The following is a 19,524-nucleotide window of genomic DNA, read 5'->3' as shown; positions in this document are numbered from 1 at the left end:
GCCGGGTTCCGGGGCGGGCTCTAGGCCTGTGCCCGGCCCTGTTCCCTCACCTGGGCGAGGCGTTGGACGCCGACGTCGAGGGTCTGTTCGGTGGTGTGCGCCGGGAGGGTGCCGAGAGCGCCGGCGGTGAGGACGATCGCGTCGTCGCCGACGCGGACGACGGCGATGTCGACGGTGAGGGTGGTGGGGTCGTCGTCCGGCGAGGGCTGCGCGGTGAGGGTGACCCGCAGCCCCTGCCGGGCCTCGCCGAAGGCCGCCAGCCCGGAGTCGGCGACCTGGACGGTCTCGGTCCCGGCCGAGGTGGTCTGCGCGGCGAACCGCCCGCAGACGCCGGGCACCGCCCGCAGCCAGGCCAGGGTCCGGTCCACGTCGGCGGCACGGCTCGCGTAGACCTGGTAGCGGAGCTGGGCGTCGTCGTCGCCGTCGTCGAGGACGGTGACGGCGTGCGGGCCGGCCGGTTCGAGCAGTTCGTCGGCGTACAGGGCGTCAAGCAGGCGCTGGCAGTCGGGCTGCGCGGTGACGGCCTTGAGCAGCCCGTCGTGCCAGGTGGCGGTGGACTCGCCCGCCGTCCACGGCACCCCGAGGTCGCCCTCCTCGACCAGCGCGGCCTGGGCCTGGTCGGGGGTGAGCGCCGGGATGCCGGGCGAGGCGGCCGGGCTGGCGGGGGCCGGACGCTCGGCGGCGGTCGCGTTCGCCGCCGGGGAGGCGCCCGCGGCGGACGCCTCCGGCGGCCGGCCGGCCGTACAGGCGGAGACGGCGAGCAGGCCGGCCACGGCAAGACCGGAGGCGATGACTCTCATGGCGGGGGCCTCCCCGGGAACAGGAGCGGTGGACGCGTGAGATCACGCCATCACCACTGACGCCCGCCTACCACCGCTCCGGTCCGTCCGGGTGAGTCCCGTGGTGCGGGTGGCTCCCCCGGACGGTCACCGGCGTCGCCGGGTCAGTGGACGTCCACGAAGTCCTGCGCCGACCGGGTGGCGAAGTGGGTGCTGTCGCCCGCGTAGTCGATCGCCCAGGTGCCGTCGCGGGTCGCCTTCGGCTTGGCGGTGAAGTGGCCGGTGCTGTCGGTGGCCGCCGTGGTCACGGTCTTCCAGGTGGTGGTGCCGGTCGCCCGGAACAGGACGGTGACCCGCTGACCGCCGTACGCCTTCCAGGCCGTGGTGTGGTGCTGCAGAACCCCCGTCACGGTGAGGGTCTTGCCCTTGGCCACCGGCTGCGGGGTGATCTTCAGCGTGGTGATCCGGCTGACGGTCCGGGACTTCTTGACCGCGGTGGTGACCTGGTCCTGGTAGGTCGTGGAAGCGCGGTGGTGCGCCCGGTACCAGCCGGAGGCACGGTTGCTCGCGCCGATCGTGAAGGAGCCGTCGGCCTTGGCCTTGCCGGTGGCCACGCGGGTCCACCCGGTGTGTCCGTCGGCCGAGTACTCCAGGTCCACGGCCTGGCCGCCCAGACCGGGCGAACGGCTCACGGTCGCGGCCAGCTTGCCGGAGGCCGTGACCTTGTGGTCGGCGCCCAGCATGGCCTTGAAGCCCGTGATCGACAGCGGCATCTGGACCTGCTGGGTCACATCGGCCCAGGCGTTGCTGAGGTACGGGGCCTCCGCGGACGTGCCGAGCGAGAAGGAGCCCGGACGGGTGACGGTGACCTTCACGCTGTACGAGCCGTCGGCGCCGGTCACCGCGGTGGTGGTGACCGCCGGAGCGGCGCCCCCGTCGGCGTAGCTCACCTGGATCGTGCGGCCCGCCAGGGGATGCACCGTGTACGGGCTGACCTGCTCGGTCCAGGTCGCCTTGCCGGACAGCGTGACCGTGGCGCCGGAATGTGCCGGGGAGGCGGACGTCCTGGCGGCGATGCCGACCGCGCCGTCGATCCTGGCGAGGTCGGGCGCCAGCGTGCAGGCGGCGGTGCCCACGACGTGCGCGGCCGGGTCGGTGCCCGGGTTGGCGGTCACCGAGATCCAGGCGCCGCCCGCCACGGTGATCGCCTGGCTGAAGGTGCCGTCGGCGGTCAGCGGGGCGTCCGTCGTCCTGGGATCCAGCTCGGTCTCGGACTTCCATCTCACGGTCGCGAGGCCCGCGTACGGCTGCAGTTGCCCGGTGTAGGGATCGCGGCCGAGCACGGTGCCGGAGACGGTCACCGTCCGGTGGTCGGTGTCGGACGCGGCCCGGTCGGTGCGGGCCGTCTGGACGACCGGCTGGAGCGTGTAGTCCACCAGGCCGTACAGCTCCGTGGACAGACCCGGGTAGTGGATGAGCGGCGCGTCGACGTAGGCGGCCCACGTGCCGTAGGCGTCCAGGTGGATCGGCCCGTCGGTCTGCCAGGTGTTCGCGGTACCGGTGGGCACCCAGCTGACCGGCACGGTCCACGAGCCGACGTGCAGCTCGGTCGGCAGGCTGTTCACGCTGGTGTCCAGCTTGAGGACCACCACGCCGCGGTGGTCCGCCAGGCTGTGGATATCGGCCTTCTGGTTGGTGGAGTCGGCGGTCGAGGAACAGCCGGGCACCGTCGCGGCCGCGGCGGAGGGGGCCGCGACCGTGGCCGCGGTCGCGGCGAGGAGCGCGGCGGTGAGGGCCGCGGTCAGGTTCCTCGGCACCGAAGTCTTCGTCATACGACCGATCATGACCCGCTGTCAGTCGGATGATCGGATCGTGTGGGGGAGTTGTGACGAATGCGTGACGTCGGTGCGGTCGCCGGGCGGGGCGGACCCGTCGAAGCAGCCGATCTGCGGTACGTCGGGGCGGACGGCGGCAGGCACCGGCCGGTGATGGTGCACCGGAGCGTCATCGGGAGCGTGGAGCGGGCCGTCGCGCATCTTCTGGAGGTGCACGGCGGGGCCTTCCCGGCCTGGCTGGCGCCGGTGCAACTGCTCGTCCTGCCGGTCGCCGAGGCGCAGTCGGAGCAGGCCGAGGCGCTGGTCGCGGCGGCGGTCGCGGGCGGGCTGCGGGCGGAGGCCGCCGGTCCCGGGCAGGGGAGTCTGGGCGCGCGGGTGTGCGGCGGCCGGCTCGTGCCGTACCAGGCGGTGATCGGCGCGCGGGAGGCCGAGGCGGGGCTCGCGGCCGTACGGCTGCGGGACGGGCGCCGGGTGGGCGCGTTGCCCGGGGCGGAGCTGGTGCGGCGGATCGGGGCTCGGGTGGCGGGGCGGGGGACCGGACTGTGGGAGGACTGACGGGCCGGGTGGCGGGGTGACTGACGGGCGGGGCGGGGATGGGCGGCGGGGTGGCCGGTGAGGGCGGCTGTCAGGTGGGGGCGGCCGTCAGGTGAGGGCGGCCGCCGCCTCGCGGAGTTCGGTGAGGGCGTCGTGGGCCAGGTCGGGGAAGGGGCGGTCGTTCGCCGGGGTGATCCACTGGGCGAAGGCCGTGGCGAACGCGCGGATGCCGAGGTCGGCGGCGAGGCCCGCGGTCGGGTCGGGCACGCCGCGGCGGCGGAGGGCGTCGGTCAGGGTGGCCGCGAGGTTGAGCTCCTTGAAGGCCAGGCGCTCCCGCAGCTCGCTGTGACCGGCGATGACCTCGCTCAGGCGGGGGCCGAACGCGCGCTGCTCGGGGGTGAAGGAGGCGGTCAGGGTGTCCAGGGCCGCGGCGACCGCCCCCAGCGGGGTCGCGGCGGCCGGTGCGGACTCCACGCCCTCCGTGAGGAGGCGGCCGTGCAGTTCCTGCCCCGCGAACAGCACCTCGCGCTTGTCCGGGAAGTGCCGGAAGAAGGTCGTCTTGGTCAGTCCGGCCCGCTCGGCGATCTGGGCCACGGTGGTGCTGTCGTAACCCTGCTCGCCGAACAGGTCGATCGCGGCCTGTACGAGTCGCTGCCGTGCGTTCGGTTCCCATCGAGCCATGGGCACAGCTTAGGTGATGTGACTCGGTACCGTCACAGTGCTACGGTGACGGTACCGAGTCACATCACCTTCTTCTCGTTCTCGGGAGAGCTGTCATGCGTGTCTTCGTCACCGGCGCCGGCGGTCACATCGCCTCCGCCGTCATCCCCGAACTGCTCCGGGCCGGGCACCAGGTCGTCGGCCTCGCCCGCTCCGACGACTCCGCCGCGGCCGTCACGGCACTGGGCGCCGGGGTCCGCCGGGGTGACCTCGCGGACCTGGACGGGCTGCGGGCGGCCGCGCGGGACGCCGACGCCGTCGTCCATCTCGCCTTCGACCACGCGGCCATGGCCGCCGGCGACATGGCCGGTGCCGCGGCCACGGACCTGGCGGTGACGCGGGCGTTCGGCGAGGCGCTCGCCGGCACCGGCAAAACCCTCGTCGGGATCGGTATGGGGCCGGGTGACGGCAACGAGCACATCGAGAGGACTGTCAACGCGAATCCCCGGTCCGCCACCCGGGAGTTGCTCGGTGAGCTGGCCGGACAGGGGGTGCGCACGGTGGTCGTCGGGGTTCCGCCGGTCGTGCACAGCACGCGGGACCGGGGCGGGTTCCTGCCGATACTGATCGGGATCGCACGGGCGACGGGGATCTCCGGATATGCCGGGGACGGCGGGAACCGCTGGTCCGGCGTCCACACGCTGGACCTCGCCCGGCTGTACCGGCTGGCACTGGAGAAGGCGCCGGCGGGAGCGGAGCTGCACGCGGTGGCCGACGAGGGGGTCACGGTGCGGGAGATCGCCGAGGTGATCGGCAGGCGGCTGGGGGTGCCGGCGGAAAGGGTGCCGGAGGAGCGGGTCGCCGGGCACTTCGGGTTCTTCGGGGCGCTGATCTCGATGGACGTGCCGGTGAACGGTGCGCGGACGCGGGAGTTGCTGGCGTGGGAGCCGGTCGAGGTGGGGCTGATCGGAGATCTCGAGGAGGGGCACTACTTCAAGGGCGAATGATTTCGGGCGCCCCTTCAGGTCGGCTGTTCTCCCGCCGGTCGGGGAGTTTCCGGCGTCTCCTGGCCCGGCTGTCGTGCCGTTCGTTCGGGTGTTCTGGTCGGCGCATAGAGTCGGGCCGACGGAAGGAGCCCCCCCGTGCCCGCTCAGCCCATCCCCGTGATCATCGACTGCGACACCGGTGTCGATGACGCCCTCGCCCTGTTGTTCGCCGTGCGGCACCCGGGGATCGACCTGCGGGCGGTGACCTGCGTGGCCGGGAACACCGACGTGGACGGGGTGGTCCGGAACACGCTGACCGTGCTGGAGCGGGCCGGGGCCGGGGACGTTCCCGTGGCGCGGGGGGCCGAGCGGCCGCTCGTCGAGGCGGCCCGGTCGGCCAGGCACGTGCACGGCACGGACGGCATGGGCGACCTGGGGCTGCCCGCGCCCACCCGCCGCCCCGCCGACGTCGACGCCGTCACCCTGCTCCGCCGCGAGATCCTCGCCTCGCCCCGCCCGGTCACCCTCGTGCCGACCGCGCCGCTCACCAACATCGCGCTGCTGCTGCGCACCCACCCCGAGGTCACCCGCAACATCGAGCGGATCGTCTTCATGGGCGGCGCGGTCGCCACCGGGAACGCCACGCCGGTCGCCGAGTTCAACGTCTGGCACGACCCCGAGGCCGCCGCGATCCTGCTCACCGCCGGAGTGCCGATCACCATGTACGGCCTGGACGTCTTCCAGCGGGTCGTGGTGCCGGGCGCGGACGTGCGGAGGCTGCGCGCGAGTGCGGAACCGGGCGCCCGGCTCGCCGGTGACCTGCTCGCGCACCGGCCCGCCGCCCCGGACCCGGACGGCGACGACCCGGCCGGCGGCCTCGGCGACGCCGGCGCGGTCTGTGCCGTCGCCGACCCGGCCGGTCTGACCACCTGGCACCTCCCGGTCGAGGTCTCCCTGGCCCCGGGACCGACCCGCGGCCAGACCGTCGTCGACCGCCGCCCCCGCCCGGGCGAGGCCGAGATCCACGGCGGTGGCCGGGAACGGGCCATGGTGGACGTGGCACTCGACGTGGACGTGGCCCGGTACGTGAGGCTGTATCTGGAGACGGTCGTCACCGACTAGGCCGAAGGCAGCCGTGGACGGAAGGCAGCCGTGGACGGAAGGCAGGCGTGGGCCGAAGGCAGCCGTGGGCGGAAGGCAGCCGTGGGCGGAAGGCGGCCGTGGGCGGAAGGCGGCCGAAGGGCAAATCCAACTGCTGGGGTCCGGTCTGGCACATCAAGAACTGCTGAGCCCCGTCCGCACAGGTACGCCCCAGTCGCTCAAGGCGGCTGGGGCGTACCTGCGTCGCGGGGTGCGCGGGGCCTCGGGTCAGGCGCGGGTCGCCTTGCGGCGTCGCGTGACGACGACGATCGCGGCACCGCCGGCCAGCAGCACGGCCGCGCCGCCGGCGAGGAGCGGGGTGGTGGAGCTGGCGCCGGTGTGGGCCAGGTCGCCGCCACCGCCGGAGTCGGTGCTCGGGGCCGGTGCGGGGGCGGTCGTCGACTCGGAGGCGGAGGCCGACGGGGTGGCCGTGCCGGTCGACTCGCTCTGCGAGGGCGACGGGGTCTGTGCGGCCGGCGGCGTGCTCTCCTCGGCCGGGGTGGACTCCGAGGCGGAGGGCGACGGGGTCGGCGACGGGGAGGACGACTCGCCGGTCGCGCAGTCCTTCGTACCGCCGTTCCAGGACGCGATCAGCTTGTCCTTGATGACCGCGTGGTCCGGGCCGGCCGGCAGGTCGCCGTGCTCGAAGCCGTCGTTCGCGTCCTTCTCGCCGTCGAACTTGACCGCGCCCCGGTAGAGGTCGATCTGCGCGAAGCAGCCGGCGTCCGGGACCGCGATGTCGAGGGAGTCGGTCTGGCCCTGCTTGACCGTCACCGAGTCGAAGTCGACGAAGATCTGCTCGCCCGAGGTGGCGAAGGTGGCGCCGTGGGCCAGGTAGGAGGCGAGCGAGGCGGTGCAGCTCGCGGCGTCGGCGGCAGCGCGCACCTTGATGTGGACCTTGCCGTCGTCGGTGACCTTCAGGTTCTGGTCGTCGACCTTCACCGAGTCGAAGAAGTTCGCGCCGTCGACCGAGAACTGGCACTTGTCGGTGCCGGTCTCCGTGCCGGCTCCGGTACCGGGGCTGTAGTGGCCGCCGGACTTCCAGCCGTCACCGCCGGGGGTGCCGTGCGCGAAGGCGCCGGACGCCCCGGCGACGGAGGCGGCACACAGGGCGAACGACGCGAGGCCCGTCCCCAGCAGGCGGTGCGCGGTGACATGTCTGGTTATGGACATGGATATCCCATCGTGGAGCTCGCGAGGAGGGCAGCGGAGGCTGCGGAAAGCGAAGAAACACCAGGCTCATCGGTCGCATGCGCCACGGTGTGCGCCCATGGTCGTGTGACGTGCCGAACCCTGTCAACCTGCTTGGAAGCAAGAGGTGTTCGGGGCTCATCACAACTCCCACACACAGGGAATGATCACCTCCGTGCGGTGTGAAGGTTCGCTTTCTCGGCATTATGGACAGACTTGTTCTCGGTTCCCCCCCCGCTCGAATTCCGTCCCGCCCGAAAGGAACGCGCGTGGTCGACCTCTCCTCCCGGAACCCCGACTGGTGGCGCCAGGCCGTGATCTACCAGGTGTATCCGCGCAGCTTCGCCGACGCGGACGGCGACGGGCACGGTGACCTCCGGGGCGTCACCGAGCGGCTGTCCCATCTGGGCGCGCTCGGCGTGGACGCCCTGTGGCTCAGCCCGTTCTACCCGTCCGAACTCGCCGACGGCGGCTACGACGTCGCGGACTACCGGGACGTCGACCCGCGCCTGGGCACCCTGGACGACTTCGACGTGATGGTCGCCGAGGCGCACCGGCTGGGTCTGAAGGTGATCGTCGACATCGTCCCGAACCACACCTCGCATCTGCACCCCTGGTTCCAGGAGGCCCTGCTCGCGGGCCCCGGCTCGGCGGCCCGCGACCGCTACGTCTTCCGGCCCGGCCGCGGCGAGCACGGCGAACTCCCGCCCTCCGACTGGCAGTCGGTGTTCGGCGGCAGCGCCTGGCGCCGGGTCCCGGACGGTGAGTGGTACCTGCACCTCTTCGCCCCCGAGCAGCCCGACCTGAACTGGGCGCACGAGGAGGTCCGCGCCGACTTCCGCACCACCCTGCGCTTCTGGTCCGACCGGGGCGTCGACGGCTTCCGGATCGACGTGGCGCACGCCCTGGTGAAGGACCTCGCCGAGCCGCTGCGGGACGTGGCGGAGTTCGGCGCGACCGGCGAGCAGGCGCTGGAGCGGGTGCCGCCCGGCACGCACCCCTACTGGGACCGCGACGAGGTGCACGAGATCTTCCGGGACTGGCGCAAGATCTTCGACGCCTACACCCCGCCCCGCACGGCCGTCGCAGAGGCCTGGGTGCCCGGCGCCCGGCGCGCCCTGTACGCCCGCCCGGACGAACTCGGCCAGGCCTTCAACTTCGAGTATCTCCAGACCCCTTGGGACGCGGCCGCGCTCCGTGAGGTCATCACCGGCTCCCTCGCCACCGCCCGTGCGGCCGGCGCCTCCGCCACCTGGGTGCTCTCCAACCACGACGTCGTACGGCACGCCTCCCGGCTGATGCTGCCGGCAGGCACCGACGAGAACGCCTGGCTGCTGTCCGGCGGCCGGGCGCCGGAGATCGATGCTCCGCAGGGCCTGCGCCGGGCTCGTGCCGCCACCCTGCTGATGCTGGCGCTGCCCGGATCGTCGTACGTCTACCAGGGGGAGGAACTCGGTCTGCCCGAGGCCGCCGACCTGCCCGCGGCCGTCCTCCAGGACCCGGTGTGGGAACAGACGGGCCATGCCCGCAAGGGCCGCGACGGCTGCCGGGTGCCGCTGCCGTGGACGGCGGGCGGGCCGTCGTACGGCTTCGGGCCGGGCGGTGCCTGGCTGCCGCAGCCGGAGTGGTTCGCGTCGTACGCGGTCGAGGCGCAGGCCGGTACGGCGGGCTCCACGCTGGAGCTCTACCGCACCGCGCTGCGGCTGCGCCGCAAACTGATCGAGGGCGAGACGCTGACCTGGGCCGAGGCGCCCGGCGGGGTGCTGCACTTCGCCCGGTCGGACGGCTGGCGGTGCGTCACGAACGTGACGGACGCGCCGGTGCCGCTGCCGCCGGGCGAAGTGCTGCTGGCCAGCGTGCCGCTGCCGCTTGACGGCACGCTGCCGCCCGACACCACGGTGTGGCTGGGCGCCTAGCCGGCGGTGGGGTTGGGGGTCGGGGAGGCGCCGGCATTGCCATCGGCGTTGCCGGTGCCGACGCCGGCACCGCTGCCCGTGAAGCCGTTCTCGCCCGGCAGCGCCGGCGGGCTGGTCGTGCTGTTGACCGGCGGGGTGAGGACGACCTGCGGCTGGCCCCCGTCCGGAGGCGGCGGCGTCAGGTCGGTGGCGGGCAGCTTCGGCGGGGTCGTCTCCTGGAAGAGGACCGACGGGAAGTCGACCAGGCCGGTCTGCTCCATCACCGTGATGTGGTCGAGGACCGTGGAGTTGGCCTGGTCGGCCAGGATCCGCACCAGGGTGTTCCGGGTCGTGGAGCGGATCTTGGCGATCGTGTTGAAGATCGAACCGTGCGTGACCCGCAGGATGTTGGCGAAGTCCGTGTCGAACTTCTTGCCGCTGTCCGCGGTCAGGGTGTTGACGAACCCCTGCTGCTGCGGAGAGGGCAGGTTCGGGATGGTGATGTTGAGCATGGGCGCGATCTTGCGGCAGCTGGCGTCCAGCGCCGCGTGCCCGTCGATCAGGTGCTTGCTCGCGGTGATGACCGCCTGGCTCTGGCCCTTCTTCAGGCCGAGCTGGCCCACGGGGTACTCCCACAGCCCGGCCGCGCGCACCTTCACCACGAAGTCACGGTCGCCTTCGGTCAGGGGCCCCCACTGGGTGTTGGCGATGACGCGGGTCGTGTCGCTGGACACGGTGTTCACGCCCAGCATGCTCGGGTAGGCCAGTGCCACGAGGGTCAGGCTCAGGGCTCCGCCCACGAAGAGCGTGCCCGTCGCGTTCCGCGAAAAGCGCACCGGTGCCTCCTGCCGGTCAGTGGTCCCGCGCAGGGGCGGGTCGGTCGACGGTGAATACGGATGGCGGAAGCGCCGGAAACCTTTTGGTTTGGCAAAGAACTTGTGAGGCCTTGTTCTGCCCCGGGAGCCGTCTTCTCATGTCTTGGCCACGGGAAGGTGATGACTTCCTCTGGCGGGTGTGGCCATGACAAAGCCGCGGACTAGCTTCGCCGCATGCCCCCACACTCCCCCTTCCCGCGCCTTCCGCACGGCGCCGCTCCCGGTCGTGGTCCCGGCAGCGGACCCGGCCGGGGCCCCGCCGCGCTGCCCGTACTGCCCTACCGCAAGCCCACCAAGGGCCGTGACTACTGGGTGTTCGACGACGTCCTGCCGGACGTGGACGCCGTGCGGGAGCGCTGCCTGGCCAAGGACGACTGGGTCCAGGGATACCCGTACACCTCGGAAACCTGGCCCGGACTGCGCACCATGCCCGGCCTCGAACCCGCCGAACTCGCCGTCGTGGAAGGCCTGGTGAAGCAGGCGACCGGCGCCGGGAAACTGTGGGTGCAGCAGGCGCCGGGCGGCGGCACCCTCAACCACAACTGCGTCCAGGTCGTCGGCGAGGGCGAGAGCGAGCCGCGTCCGCACACCGACTCACGGGCGCTGTGCCGGTACGCGGCGGTGCTGTATCTCAACCCCGGTGTCGCCAAGGACTGCGGCACCGCCTTCTACCGCCAGTCGCTGCCCGGCGGCCGGCTCGGCGGCAACATCGTCCAGGCCCCGCACAACAACCTGGTCGAGGCGCTGGGGACCCGGTTCGTCCCGGGCGACCACTTCGAGGAGGACGTCCGCGTCCCGCACCGGTACAACCGACTGCTCCTCTACAACGCCAACCTCGTGCACAGCGCCACCGGTTACGCCGGCAAGACGCTGGAGGAGAAGCGGATGACGGCGGTGTTCTTCTGGATGGCCTGATGCCACAGGGGAGTTGAGCCGGCGGATCCGGTACGGGATCCGGTACCGGAGCCGGTGCCGGATTCTGTAACGGCGGGCGTGACACGACCACGACGGTCCCGTGACGGCGGGCCCCGAACTTCCCTGCCCGGGGCCGCATCGAAAGAGGTGTCCGGCAGAGAGCCGGGGAGAACACCACCGCTGGGGGACCCCATGTCGAACCGCCGCCGCAACCTCCGCAAGACCGCCGCCGCACTGACCGGCGCCGCCGCGCTGATGGCCCTGCTGACCGCGTGCAACGGCACCGCGACCGGCTCCGTCACCTCCGACGGCGGTACGGCGGCTCCGGCGGCGGGCGACGCGGCGGGCACCGGCGGCTCCACGGGCTCCGGCGGCTCGACCGGCTCGACCGGCTCGACCGGCTCCACGGGCTCCGGCGGTTCCGGGTCGGGGGCCACGCCGGCCGGGAACAGCGGTTCGGGGAGCGGCACGGGCGGGAGCACGGGCTCCGCCACCTCGGGCGGCTCGTCCGGCTCGGGCGGTTCCGCCACCGGCGGCTCGGTCGCCGCCTGCCAGGCCTCCGGGCTCGGCTACTCCTGGGCGGACACCGGCAGCGGCAGCGGCCAGAAGCACGCCGTCGTGGCGCTCACCAACAAGAGCGGCCACTCCTGCACGCTCTACGGCTTCCCGGGCGTCGACCTGGTCAACAGCGGTCAGCAGTGGTCGCTGCAGCGCACCAACGCCACGCCGCAGCGGGTCACCCTGGCGAGTGGCGGATCCGCCCACTTCACCATCACCTATCTGGTGTCGGACCAGAACGACTCCACCGCGTTCAGGCCCACCACGGTCGTCATCACCGCGCCGGACCAGCGCACCTCGTACGACCTGCCGTGGCGCGGCGGCGCCGTGGTGCTCCAGGACGGCGCGACCCACCCGGGGACGTACGTCGGCCCGGTCGGTAAGTGACGACCGGGGACCCGGGGACCCGGGTTCACCCGTTCGGAGCAACCCCCGTGGTGAGGGGCCGAGGGCGGCCGGATCGTCGTACCCATGACACAGCAGACGCATCCGGCACCGGCACCGGCGCCGAGCAGCGGCTGGACCACCGGCGGAGTCGTCTTCGCCGGGGTCCTCCTGCTGATGAACGGCATCTTCGCCATCCTGCAGGGCATCTCCGCGATCGCCACCGACGACGTGTACGCACGGGTGCACGACTACGTCTACAAGATCAGCCTCACCGGCTGGGGCTGGATCCTGGTGATCCTGGGCGCGCTCGGGGTCATCGCGGGCGCCGCCCTCCTCAAGGGCGCCCCCGGCTGGGCCCGCGTGGTCGGCATCTTCCTGGCCGCGCTGAGCATGGTCGCCCAGTTCCTCTTCCTGCCCTACGCCCCCATCTGGGCGCTCATCATGATCGGCATCGACTTCTTCGTGATCTGGGCGCTGGCCGTGTACAAGCCGGAGCCCGCCTGACCGCCGGGCCGCAGCGGAAACCGGTGTGGCCGGTGGGGCTGTCGGCGCCGGGCGATGCCGCGGCACGGCACCGCACGAGGACCCGCGACACCGTACGAGGAATCGTGGCACCCGTGTCCCGCCCCGCCAGCGATAATCCCCCCATGGCACCCCCCTCGGCCGCCCGCCCCCCGCACCACCCACCGGCCGCCACGTGAACGTCGACCTCCCCGAACTCCACCGCCGTCTGCTGCCCGACCTGTTGGCGGCCGGCGCCGCGTACCCCCTGGCCCTGACCGGTGACTACGCGGCCCTGGCCCACGGCCTGTTCGACCGCCCCGGCCGCACGCTGGAGGCCGCCACCCAGCACCCGGCGCCGATGCGGACGATCGCCGAGACGGTCGCCGCGGTCCTGCGCGACCACGGCTGGCACGTGCGCAGACGCGAGACGGACCCGCTCTCCGCACAACTCATCGTCACCGACGCGGTGTCGGAGGAGGCCGGCGAGGTCGACCTCCTCAAGGAGGCCCTCTGGCAGCCGCCCGTCCGGACGGAACTCGGTCTCACCCTCTCCCTCGAGGACACGGTCGGCATGCGGGTCTGGGCGCTGACCGACCGCGGCCTGCCCCGCGACCTCCTCGTCGTGCACGCGGCCGCGGACCGCTGGAGCCTGCCCGACCTCGAGGACCTCGGCCGCCGCCACGCCCGCGACACCTTCGACCTCACCGACCTCCAGTCCCGCCTGACCGGCACCGACTGGATGGACGACAGGGAGTTCACCGCGTACGGCCTGGACGACCAGTCCGTCACGGCCCTCCGCCAGTGGGCCCAGACCTGGGCGGACGACATCGCGGAACGCCTGATGGAGGCCCAGCCGCCGGAGGAGTAGCGCTCGCCCGCGTGCACCCGTCCGCTCATGCCGGTCGGGTGAGCCGCTCGGTGCCCGGGTTTTCTGCCGCCAGGAACTCCACCACCGCCAGGGCGAACAGGAGGCACAGGGCGATGCCGATCACCACCCAGCCGGTGGGGTGGGACCACAGCAGGTAGACCAGCAGCGCCACGGCGACCAGGAGCCAGCTGATCCAGGTGTGGTGGCGGCGTACGAACGGGCCGGCCGGGCCGGTGCGCAGGCCGGCGTGGTCGGCGGTGGCGCGCACCGCGCCGATTCCGGAGGCCCACAGCCGCCGTGCCAGCCCGGCGTACCGGCCCGGCCCGGTGAGCCAGGCGCCCAGGGCGACCACCACGGCCAGGGCGACGACCATGCGCACGGTGGTCCGCAGGAAGTGGACCAGCGCGTCGTAGACGGCGGCGGCCGCGTCCGGCGAGACACCGGCGGGCAGCCGGTCCAGATAGATCACCCGGAACACGCTCAGCCCGACGCCGAGGATCCCGGTGGCGACGGCGACGCCGAGACAGCCCGCGACCAGGGCCCGGCGGCGCCGGACCGACAGCAGCACACCGGCGGCGACCAGCAGGACGGCCAGCACCGGCAGCCAGTTGCCCGCGAGTTGGAGGATCCGTACGTAGGTCTTGTACCGGTCGATCTGGTCGGACCTCGCGAGGGTGAAGTCGGCGTGCACGGCGGGGATGTGCTCGGCGGGGGTCAGGCCCGCGTCGACCAGCCGCTGTTTGACCTGGTCCACGAGGGGACCGATGTCGAGGGTGACGGTGTCGTCCTTCAGCTGGACCGCGCCGCCGCCCTTGCCGGTGAGGGCCTTGTCGAGGGTGCTGTGGATCCGGCGGTTGGCGTCGGTCCAGACGGTCCGGAAGGCGTCCGACGCGGCGACCTTCCGGGCCTGGTCGTGGACGAAGCCGCGTACGGCCCCTTCGAGCGCGCCGCCCAGCTTGCCGCCGAGTGCCTGTTGCAGCCGGGGCCGGTCCGCGGGGGTCACGTCGGCGAGCAGGGCGGGCAGGTCGAGGCGGGACATGAGCGCGTCGGTGGCCCGGTCGGCGACGGCGTCCTGCACGGCGGGGTTCGAGGCGAGCGGGGCGACGGTGGCGACGTAGCGGTCGGTGTCGTCCACCACGTCGGCGGCCCACGCGGCCACGACGGAGAGCGGGGCGAGGAGGCAGCCGAGGACGATGAGCACGGCGCCGAGGAGTGACCTGCCGTGGTGCCGGGTCCGGGACGACCGCCGGGCCCGCTCGTTCTCCAGAGCTGCCAGCCGTCCCCGCAGCTCCTCCAACTCGGCCCGCTCGGCGCCGCTGTCCTCGGGTGCGCCGTCGTCCTCCTCCATCCGTGCCTCCTCCTCGCCGACGACCGGGCCGCGAGCCCGGCGTCGAACGGAGGGCTGAGCACGGGCGTGCCGGACATCGGCGCCGCCACGGCGGACGCGGCCACATCCACCCTCACCCGGCGCGTGCGCGCCCACGAGCGGATGAAGGCCGTAAGGGTGAGGCGGCCCCCGTCGCCCGCTCACCCGCTCCTGCTTCCCGGCCCGAGCCCTCCGGTACGAGTAGCCCCCGGCCCCGAAGCCGGCCACCACCGGCACGGCCACCACCGGCACGGCCACCACCTGCGCAGATGCCGCAACGCGTCTGTTCCAGGGTGGTAACAGGCATGGTCCCCGTTGCCGGGGGTGGGCCAGGATGACCCGGTGAGTGAAGAAACGGTCTCCCTGAGCCCCGTCCGGACCATCGGGGCCGTCGCCTCTTCCGGGCTGCTGCTCGCCGGTGCCGCCTGGGTCGTGCGGGCGGTGTGGGAGCTGCGGTTGGCCGGAGCCGGGGTGCCCGCGGGCGGGGTGCCGGACCAGGGCGGCGGCCGGCACCGGCCGCTGACCTCCTTGGAGAACGGCTACCACATCGTCAGTTCCGTCGGGGGTGTGGTGACGTTCCTCGTCGCCGTCGTCTTCCTGATGTGGCTGGGGCGGGTGCGCGACAACGCGCGGCTCCTGTCCGGGCAGGCGCCCCGGTACAGCGGGATCTGGGTGCTGGTCGGCTGGGTCATCCCCCTCGGGAATCTCTGGATTCCGCGCCGGATCGTCGCCGACGTGTTCCGGGACAGTGCACCCGGACAGCGGTTGCCCTGGGTCGTCCATGTGTGGTGGGGGTTCTGGCTGGTCGGGCTGGTGAGCGGGGTCGGGCTGATCAACCGCAACTCGACCGATGAACTCATCGCCCGTTCCTACGGCAACGTCTGGCCGCTCGTGCTCTCCGATCTCGCGCTCGTCGGAGCCGCCGTCGCGGGCGCGGTGGTCGTGCGGGCCGTCACCCGGGTGCAGGTGGCGCGCGAGGGCGGGCGGTTCGTCGAGGTGAGGGCCGGGGCGCACGTGTGAAGTCGGGGGCACACGTGTGAAGTCGGGGGCGGCGCGGTACGGAGTTGGGTACGTCCTCGCCGCCTCAGCCGTCAGGAGTCACGTCGTGAGCAGTGTCGCCATCGTGGGTGCCGGGCCGGGGCTGGGGGCCGCCGTCGCCAGGCGGTTCGGGCAGGAGGGGTACGGTGTCGCGCTGCTCGCCCGGGACGGGGAGCGGCTCGACGGAATCGCCGGGGAACTCTCCGGCCTCGGCGTCGAGGCCCGCGGGTACTCCGCCGACGTACGGGATCCGCTCGCCCTCGCCGGTGCCCTGGAACGGGCCGCCGAGGAACTCGGGACCGTCGAGGTCCTGCAGTACAGTCCCGTCCCGCAGCGGGACTTCATGCGGCCCGTGCTGGAGACCACCCACGCGGATCTGCTCGGGCCGGTCGAGTTCTCGGTGTACGGGCCGGTCGCCGCCGTGCAGCAGGTGCTGCCGGGGATGCGGGAGCTGGGCCGCGGGACCATCCTCCTCGTCAACGGCGGCACGGCCGTCATCCCGCATCCGGACCGCGCCGGGACCTCCATCGCCTTCGCCGCCGAGAGTGCCTACGGGCATCTGCTGCACGACCGGCTCGCCGGGGAGGGGATCCACGTGGCGCAACTGATCATTCCCGGGGCCATCGTCGCGGGGCACGCGCGCAAGGACCCCGCGGTGCTCGCCGAGACGCTCTGGGCGATCCACCGGGACCGGCACGGATTCCGGCACTACGCCGACGACCTCGAGGGATGACCGGCAGCGCGAGGGGCGAAGGGTAGCCCCCGTCGGGCGCGACGGGCCGATCTGCGCGAACATCATTTGTGGGTCAATATGGTGTTCGGCCCGATTGCTCCTCTCAGGGAGTCAGCGATGGCTAAAGGGGGCCAGCGATGGCTGTGGAAATTCCTCCTCTCCTCAAGCCCTCCCGGCTCAGAAGCCGTGGAGGCCTGCTCGGTGAGTGCCTGGCAGAGTTTCTGGGGACCTTCGTCATCCTCGCGTTCGGAGCGGGCGTGGTGGCGATGGCAGTGGCCGCGCTGCCAGGGTCGGGGCGTGCGGAGACCCCCACGACGATCTTCCTCGCCGCCGGTGACTGGCTTCTGATCGCCTGGGGCTGGGGCCTGGCCGTGACCTTCGCCATCTACGTGGCCGGCGGTGTCAGCGGCGCCCATCTGAACCCGGCGGTGACGCTCGCGTTCGCCGTGCGCCGTAAGTTCCCGTGGGCGAAGGTGGTGCCCTACTGGGTGTCGCAGGTGCTGGGCGCCTTCGCCGGGGCCGCGTTGGTCTTCCTCGTCTACCACGACGCGATCAACGCGTTCGACGCCGTGTCGAAGCCGCCGAAGGTGGGCGGGCACACGGAGGCCACCTTCTCCATCTTCGCCACCTTCCCGGCGCCGTACTTCCACGGCGGAATCTGGGGGCCGCTGATCGACCAGATCGTGGGAACGGCGTTCCTGGTCATGTTCGTCGTCGCGGTCGTCGACCTGCGCAACACGGCCGTGGGGTCCAACCTCGGCCCGTTCGTCATCGGCCTCGCCGTCGCCGCCATCGGGATGTCCTACGGCGCGAACGCCGGCTACGCCATCAACCCGGCCCGCGACTTCGGGCCCCGGGTGTTCACCTGGCTCGCCGGGTGGAAGAGTCTCGCGTTCCCGGGCAACGGGGCCGGGTTCAGCAGCTATTGGTGGATCCCGATCGTCGGACCGCTGGTCGGCGGTGTGATCGGGGTACTGATCTACGACCTGTTCATCGGCGACGTCCTGCACGCCCGGCTCAAGAGTGGCGAACTGCCGGAGCCGGGCCGGACCCGCCCGACGACGGACGAGTCGTAGCCGGACCGGTCGCGGGAGGCGTGGTCGGAGACCGGTCGTCAGAGCAGTAGCCGGAGCTGGAGCCGGAGCTGGAGCCGGAGCTGTCGGGGGGAGGGCGACGGTCAGGGCCCGGGCTTCTCCGAGCCCTGCTCTCCGCCCTGTTCGCCGCCCTGTCCGCCGCCCTGTTCGCCGCCCTGTTCGCCCAGCCGCCGCACCAGTCGCCGGGCCTTCGAGACGCCGGTGTCGATCTGCTCGCTGTACTTGCCGTCGGTGCGTTCGTCGGCCAGGTCGCCGGCCTTCTCCAGACCGGTCTCGATGACGTCACCGTGTTCCTCGGCGACGTCCTTCGCCTTCTCCGTCGCCTTGTCCGCCAGGTTCTTGAGTCCGTCGAGTCCATCGAACATGCGGGAATCGTCCCCGGCGGAAGCCGGCCGCGGCAAGACGGCACCCGGGGCGTTCGGCAGGGCGTGAGGCGTTCGGCAGGGTGTGAAAGGAGCGCTCGGACGTTCCCCGCGGCGGGTGACGGTGGAGACTCGGAGGGCAAGCACCCCGCCCACCCCTGGAGACGACGCCATGAGCAACAGCCCCCTGCTGACCGGCCTGACCGGAAAGCTCCCCGAACTGCGGGCGCTGTACGAGGATCTGCACGCGCATCCGGAGCTGTCCTTCGAGGAGGAGCGGACCGCGGCGCTGGTCGCGGAGCGGTTGCGGGAGCAGGGCTGGGAGGTCACCGAGCGGGTCGGCGGCACCGGGGTGGTCGGGGTGCTGACCAACGGTGACGGCCCCGTCGTCCTGCTGCGTGCCGACATGGACGCGCTGCCGGTACGGGAGGAGACCGGGCTGCCGTACGCCTCGAAGAACGACGGGGTGATGCACGCGTGCGGGCATGACATGCACGTCGCCTGGCTGCTGGGTGCCACCGGGCAGCTGGCCGCCGTGCGGGACGGCTGGCGGGGGACGGTGGTGGCGGTGTTCCAGCCGGCCGAGGAGGTGGGCGGGGCGCCGAAGATGCTCGCGGACGGGTTCGCCGAGCGGTTCCCGCGGCCGGACGTGTGCCTGGCCCAGCATGTGGCGGCCGCGCCGGCCGGGCTGGTCGGGACCCGGGCGGGGGCGCTGATGGCGGGTGCGGACAGCATGCGGGTCACGCTGTTCGGGCGGGGCGGGCACGGCTCCACGCCGGAGGCGACCGTCGACCCGGTGGTGCTGGCCGCCGCCGTGGTGATGCGGCTGCAGACCGTCGTCTCCCGGGAGGTCGGCGCGGGCCAGCAGGCCGTCGTCACGGTCGGTTCGATCCACGGCGGCACCAAGGAGAACATCATCCCGGACACCGTGGAGCTGAAGATCAACATACGCTCCACCACCGCGGCCGTACGGGAGCGGGTGCTGGCGGCGGTCGAGCGGATCGTCCGGGCCGAGGCGGCCGCCTCCGCCGCCCCGAGGGAACCGGAGATCGTCCCCATCGACTCCTTCCCGGTCACCCACAACGACCCCGCCGCCACCGAGGCCGTACAGGCCGCGCTGGCCGGTGAATTCCCCGGTCTCACCTTCGAGTTGACCTCTCCGGTCCCCAACAGCGAGGACTTCGGGGCCTTCGGTACGGCCCTGGGGGCGCCCTCGGTGTTCTGGTTCGTCGGCGGCGCCGACCACCGGCTCTTCGTGGACGTCGACCTGGAGGCCCTGGTCCGCGACGGCATACCGCCGCAGATCCCCTCCAACCACTCCCCGCACTTCGCCCCCGTCCCGGAGCCCACCATCGAGACGGGCGTACGGGCGCTGCTCGCGGCGGCCGGCCACTGGCTGGCTCCCTGACCCCGGGCGCGTTCCTGGGTCAGCGCGGGGCGCTCGTCCGCCGGTGCGCCGGGATCGCCAGCCAGCCCCCGGCCGCCGTGCGCGCGGCCGGCAGGAAGCCCGGGTCGGCGCGGATCTCCGCCAGGACGTCGTCCCGGGCCGCCATGCCCAGGGCGTAGACCAGGCTCTCCAGGGTGGCCGCGCTCACCGGGTCGCGGGTGAGCCGCCAGGCGGTGTGGTGGTGGGCGACCGCCGCGCGCAGGAACACCGAGTCGGCGTCGTCGGCCGGGACGGCAACGAGTATCTCGGGCCGCTGGTCCGCTTCCATCTGCTGACCCGGAGCTTCGAGGACCATCTGATGGACGGCGACACGCGCGCCGCGCAGGGCGTCCTCGCGCACGCCGACCGGACCGCGCC

19 protein-coding genes and 1 pseudogene are annotated in these 19,524 nt (G+C 72.9%); 12 read left to right on the top strand and 8 right to left on the bottom strand.

Annotation, left to right across the window (positions count from 1 at the left end):
* Window positions 1-20: 20 nt before the first annotated feature.
* Together ACWDGI_RS18435 and ACWDGI_RS18430 are read right to left on the bottom strand one after the other, a co-directional pair.
* Window positions 21-800 (bottom strand): hypothetical protein, encoded by a 780-nt coding sequence (locus tag ACWDGI_RS18435; RefSeq protein ID WP_450760225.1) that lies wholly within the window; start codon window positions 798-800, stop codon window positions 21-23.
* 143 nt (window positions 801-943) lie between these two features.
* Window positions 944-2,611, bottom strand: coding sequence for a hypothetical protein (locus tag ACWDGI_RS18430; protein ID WP_450760223.1), 1,668 nt, complete (start codon window positions 2,609-2,611; stop codon window positions 944-946).
* A gap of 102 nt (window positions 2,612-2,713) precedes the next feature.
* On the opposite strand from ACWDGI_RS18430, the pseudogene ACWDGI_RS18425 reads away from it, so the two are divergent.
* Window positions 2,714-3,169 (top strand): annotated as a pseudogene (locus tag ACWDGI_RS18425) (His/Gly/Thr/Pro-type tRNA ligase C-terminal domain-containing protein); the annotation flags it as partial.
* 87 nt (window positions 3,170-3,256) lie between these two features.
* Here the strand turns inward: ACWDGI_RS18425 and ACWDGI_RS18420 are convergent.
* Window positions 3,257-3,829 carry a TetR/AcrR family transcriptional regulator gene (locus ACWDGI_RS18420; protein WP_450760221.1) on the bottom strand — a complete coding sequence of 191 codons (573 nt, stop codon included), beginning with the start codon at window positions 3,827-3,829 and terminating at the stop codon, window positions 3,257-3,259.
* Between the two features lie 95 nt (window positions 3,830-3,924).
* Between ACWDGI_RS18420 and ACWDGI_RS18415 the strand changes: the two genes are divergently transcribed.
* Together ACWDGI_RS18415 and ACWDGI_RS18410 are read left to right on the top strand one after the other, a co-directional pair.
* The gene (locus ACWDGI_RS18415; protein WP_450760219.1) at window positions 3,925-4,815 is read left to right on the top strand and encodes an NAD-dependent epimerase/dehydratase family protein; all 891 of its coding nucleotides are present in this window, start codon (window positions 3,925-3,927) and stop codon (window positions 4,813-4,815) included.
* Between the two features lie 135 nt (window positions 4,816-4,950).
* Window positions 4,951-5,916 carry a nucleoside hydrolase gene (locus ACWDGI_RS18410; RefSeq protein WP_450760217.1) on the top strand — a complete coding sequence of 322 codons (966 nt, stop codon included), beginning with the start codon at window positions 4,951-4,953 and terminating at the stop codon, window positions 5,914-5,916.
* A gap of 246 nt (window positions 5,917-6,162) precedes the next feature.
* Here the strand turns inward: ACWDGI_RS18410 and ACWDGI_RS18405 are convergent, their stop codons facing one another.
* Window positions 6,163-7,107 (bottom strand): LAETG motif-containing sortase-dependent surface protein, encoded by a 945-nt coding sequence (locus tag ACWDGI_RS18405; protein ID WP_450760215.1) that lies wholly within the window; start codon window positions 7,105-7,107, stop codon window positions 6,163-6,165.
* Between the two features lie 224 nt (window positions 7,108-7,331).
* Between ACWDGI_RS18405 and ACWDGI_RS18400 the strand changes: the two genes are divergently transcribed.
* Window positions 7,332-9,041 carry a glycoside hydrolase family 13 protein gene (locus tag ACWDGI_RS18400; RefSeq protein ID WP_450760213.1) on the top strand — a complete coding sequence of 570 codons (1,710 nt, stop codon included), beginning with the start codon at window positions 7,332-7,334 and terminating at the stop codon, window positions 9,039-9,041.
* On the opposite strand, the gene ACWDGI_RS18395 is transcribed toward ACWDGI_RS18400, so the two are convergent.
* Entirely contained in the window at window positions 9,038-9,856 is an 819-nt protein-coding gene (locus ACWDGI_RS18395) for a DUF4142 domain-containing protein (protein ID WP_450760211.1), read from the bottom strand. The two genes, ACWDGI_RS18400 and ACWDGI_RS18395, sit on opposite strands and share 4 nt — an antisense overlap.
* 213 nt (window positions 9,857-10,069) lie before the next feature.
* Here ACWDGI_RS18395 and ACWDGI_RS18390 point away from each other — a divergent pair, with 213 nt between their 5' ends.
* The 4 genes from ACWDGI_RS18390 to ACWDGI_RS18375 all read left to right on the top strand — a co-directional run bounded on the left by ACWDGI_RS18390 (window position 10,070) and on the right by ACWDGI_RS18375 (window position 13,127).
* The gene (locus ACWDGI_RS18390; RefSeq protein WP_450760209.1) at window positions 10,070-10,810 is read left to right on the top strand and encodes a DUF6445 family protein; all 741 of its coding nucleotides are present in this window, start codon (window positions 10,070-10,072) and stop codon (window positions 10,808-10,810) included.
* 192 nt (window positions 10,811-11,002) lie between these two features.
* On the top strand, window positions 11,003-11,755 hold the full coding sequence (locus ACWDGI_RS18385; RefSeq protein WP_450760207.1) for a DUF4232 domain-containing protein: 753 nt from the start codon (window positions 11,003-11,005) through the stop codon (window positions 11,753-11,755).
* A gap of 84 nt (window positions 11,756-11,839) precedes the next feature.
* Entirely contained in the window at window positions 11,840-12,259 is a 420-nt protein-coding gene (locus tag ACWDGI_RS18380) for a DUF7144 family membrane protein (RefSeq protein ID WP_450760205.1), read from the top strand.
* Window positions 12,260-12,452: 193 nt separating this feature from the next.
* Window positions 12,453-13,127 carry a hypothetical protein gene (locus tag ACWDGI_RS18375; protein WP_450760203.1) on the top strand — a complete coding sequence of 225 codons (675 nt, stop codon included), beginning with the start codon at window positions 12,453-12,455 and terminating at the stop codon, window positions 13,125-13,127.
* A gap of 25 nt (window positions 13,128-13,152) precedes the next feature.
* On the opposite strand, the gene ACWDGI_RS18370 is transcribed toward ACWDGI_RS18375, so the two are convergent.
* Window positions 13,153-14,475 carry a hypothetical protein gene (locus tag ACWDGI_RS18370; RefSeq protein WP_450760201.1) on the bottom strand — a complete coding sequence of 441 codons (1,323 nt, stop codon included), beginning with the start codon at window positions 14,473-14,475 and terminating at the stop codon, window positions 13,153-13,155.
* Window positions 14,476-14,835: 360 nt separating this feature from the next.
* Between ACWDGI_RS18370 and ACWDGI_RS18365 the strand changes: the two genes are divergently transcribed.
* From ACWDGI_RS18365 to ACWDGI_RS18355, 3 genes are all read left to right on the top strand, one after another.
* On the top strand, window positions 14,836-15,513 hold the full coding sequence (locus tag ACWDGI_RS18365; RefSeq protein ID WP_450760199.1) for a DUF4328 domain-containing protein: 678 nt from the start codon (window positions 14,836-14,838) through the stop codon (window positions 15,511-15,513).
* Between the two features lie 85 nt (window positions 15,514-15,598).
* Window positions 15,599-16,264 (top strand): SDR family NAD(P)-dependent oxidoreductase, encoded by a 666-nt coding sequence (locus tag ACWDGI_RS18360; protein WP_450760197.1) that lies wholly within the window; start codon window positions 15,599-15,601, stop codon window positions 16,262-16,264.
* A 137-nt stretch (window positions 16,265-16,401) separates the two neighbouring features.
* Entirely contained in the window at window positions 16,402-17,340 is a 939-nt protein-coding gene (locus ACWDGI_RS18355) for an MIP/aquaporin family protein (RefSeq protein WP_450760195.1), read from the top strand.
* Between the two features lie 101 nt (window positions 17,341-17,441).
* Here ACWDGI_RS18355 and ACWDGI_RS18350 read toward each other — a convergent pair whose 3' ends face one another.
* Entirely contained in the window at window positions 17,442-17,723 is a 282-nt protein-coding gene (locus ACWDGI_RS18350; protein ID WP_450760193.1) for an antitoxin, read from the bottom strand.
* A 169-nt stretch (window positions 17,724-17,892) separates the two neighbouring features.
* Between ACWDGI_RS18350 and ACWDGI_RS18345 the strand changes: the two genes are divergently transcribed.
* On the top strand, window positions 17,893-19,128 hold the full coding sequence (locus ACWDGI_RS18345; RefSeq protein ID WP_450760191.1) for an amidohydrolase: 1,236 nt from the start codon (window positions 17,893-17,895) through the stop codon (window positions 19,126-19,128).
* Window positions 19,129-19,147: 19 nt separating this feature from the next.
* Here ACWDGI_RS18345 and ACWDGI_RS18340 read toward each other — a convergent pair whose 3' ends face one another.
* On the bottom strand, window positions 19,148-19,507 hold the full coding sequence (locus ACWDGI_RS18340) for a hypothetical protein (RefSeq protein WP_450760190.1): 360 nt from the start codon (window positions 19,505-19,507) through the stop codon (window positions 19,148-19,150).
* Window positions 19,508-19,524 lie beyond the last annotated feature (17 nt).

The sequence above is a fragment of the Streptomyces sp. NPDC001220 genome (assembly GCF_053597895.1).
The sequence above is the reverse complement of the archived record's forward strand: the minus strand, read 5'-3'. Positions and strand labels throughout refer to the sequence as shown.